The organism is Rheinheimera gaetbuli, from assembly GCF_054781935.1.
Genome location: NZ_BAAGTL010000045.1, coordinates 1 through 2,174, shown reverse-complemented (window position 1 = coordinate 2,174; position 2,174 = coordinate 1). Strand labels below are relative to the sequence as shown.

The window sequence follows — 2,174 nt, the reverse complement described above, 5'->3', positions numbered from 1 at the left end:
TCGCTTAATTTTTGGTATGACTGATGCTAATGGAATTTGTTTTTTTAGGGAACAATTAATTTACACATCTTTGTTGCTGTGGTTATCCCTATTGATGCATTTTTGTTGTCTGTCATCATGCTATTCATCATTGATTTTCATGATTTACCAACTAACTGGCAATACTTTCCCGCAGGCCACCAAGCCTGTCTTTTACCTTCTACTGCTGCACTGCTCAACCGTCAGGATGACCTGATGGCCGCGTAACTAAAATCGATGCCAGATGCAGCAGCCCGACCTGACAATGCGGACAGTGCCAGCACGGTGTTCGCTGCTCAGTGCTTATTACCTTCGCTTCAGGTTTGGGCTGTTTTTCCTGTTGCCGGATTATCGCCAGCTTTCGCTTTCTACAGCGATTTGCCAGCAAGCCATAGTGCCGGATCCGCATAAAACCTTTGGGTAACACATGGCTCAGATAACGACGGATAAACTCGGTGCCGTTTAAGGTCATCACTTTGCGTTTGTTACCGTCCTGATAGTCCCGGTAATTGAAGCTTACGCCCTCTGCACTGATGCATTGCAAACGGCTTTCATGCAACACACCTTTGCGGGTATAGCGCCCGAGATAACGCAGTACCGTCTGTGGTTTACACAGGCAAGCTTTGCTAAATACTCTCCAGGACTTTGCCAGCAGTGCGTCTTTATCCGGGATATTCAGCTGCTCGTCCCGCAGCTGTTGCAGCATTTTCGCCCGGAACACTGTGGACAATGCTTTTACCGGGAACAAATAGCCTTTATCAATGACTTGCCAGCGCTCTGCTGTACTTAACATCCCGCCGGGGATTAAACAGTGCAGGTGTATGTGCTGGCTCAGCGTTTGGCCCCAGGTATGCAGTACGGCCGTCATGCCCAGCTCACCACGGATTTTACGGTGCTGCCGGGCGAACTTACTCAGCGTTTGCCACACTGCATTAAACAGGCTTTTATAGAGCTTTTCCGGAGCATACTGACTGATAACATTCAGTTCGTGCGGCAAGGTAAACACCAGGTGGAAGTACTTCACCTGTACCAGATTGGCAGCCTGCGCTGCTATCCAGTCACGGGTACGTTGCCCCTGACACCGTGGGCAGTGTCTATCACGGCATGAGCAATACACCATCTGCTGCTGTTGGCAATTATCACACTGCCACAACTGCTGCCCGAGCTCGGCGGTTCGGCATTGCAGTATATGCTTACAGGCAGCTTGTTGCTGATAGTTCATCGCATGCTGTTGCTGGTAGTCCGGTAAAAACTGCGCCAACACATCACTCAGATGCAAGCTCACGGTGTCGTCCAACCAGACAGTAAATCTCTGGCACCACTGCCCATCTCCGGTAGCCAGTGCAAATAGCGCTGAGTCGTTCTAATGTCGGTATGACCGAGCTGGTTTTGCAGCTCATTCAGTGGCATTCCCGCCATTAACTGATGCGTGGCATACGCATGGCGTAAACTGTGAAGGCTACACCCACTGGGTACGTTTGCTGAGCGAACCGCCTCCTTAAATGGCTTGGTAATACAACTGCTGGACATCGGCTTATCCATGCCCCGACCCGAGTAGAACAGATAATCCCGGGGGCGGTACAACTGCCAGTATTCACGAAGTAAGTTAAGCACGGCCGGGGTCAGCACAACGTACCTATCTTTATTGCCTTTACCTGCCACCACTTTTAGTGTGCTTCTCTGGCCATCAATGTCAGCGACCTTGGTGTGAATAAGCTCCATCAACCTCAAGCCGGTGCCATAGTAGGTCATCAACATAAAACGCAGTTTTCTGTCGGGGCATAGTGAAATAACAAGCTGTACTTCGGCAGGCTTTAATATCACCGGTGCCTTAACAGGCTTACGCGATAACGGTTTGGTGATTGTAATTTCTTTGTGCAGTACGGTTTTAAAGAAAAAACAAATGCCATTGAGTTGTATATGGATAGTGCTGCGAGCCAGCTGCTTCTCCAGCGTCAGATACCTGAAGTACTGCTCAAGTTGCGCTTCAGTAATGGTGTCAGGGCGTTGGTGATAGTGGCGGCTTAACTGCTCAACCGCATACAGATAGGTTTCTTCGGTTCTTTGGGCAAGACCGCGCAACCGACATTCGTCGATCATTGCCTGGCGTAACGGGGTCATGATGATTCTCCGGTTCTGCTGGGAACATTCCCGGA

General features: G+C 49.8%; 2 protein-coding genes. Both read right to left on the bottom strand.

The window, feature by feature from the left end; all coding sequences use genetic code 11:
- Positions 1-214 precede the first annotated feature (214 nt).
- Positions 215-1,303, bottom strand: coding sequence for an IS91 family transposase (locus tag ACYVIC_RS19690; RefSeq protein WP_460862698.1), 1,089 nt, complete (start codon positions 1,301-1,303; stop codon positions 215-217).
- Entirely contained in the window at positions 1,300-2,139 is an 840-nt protein-coding gene (locus tag ACYVIC_RS19685) for a tyrosine-type recombinase/integrase (RefSeq protein ID WP_460862696.1), read from the bottom strand. Before ACYVIC_RS19685 ends, ACYVIC_RS19690 begins: the two co-directional genes overlap by 4 nt.
- Between the last annotated feature and the right edge of the window lie 35 nt (positions 2,140-2,174).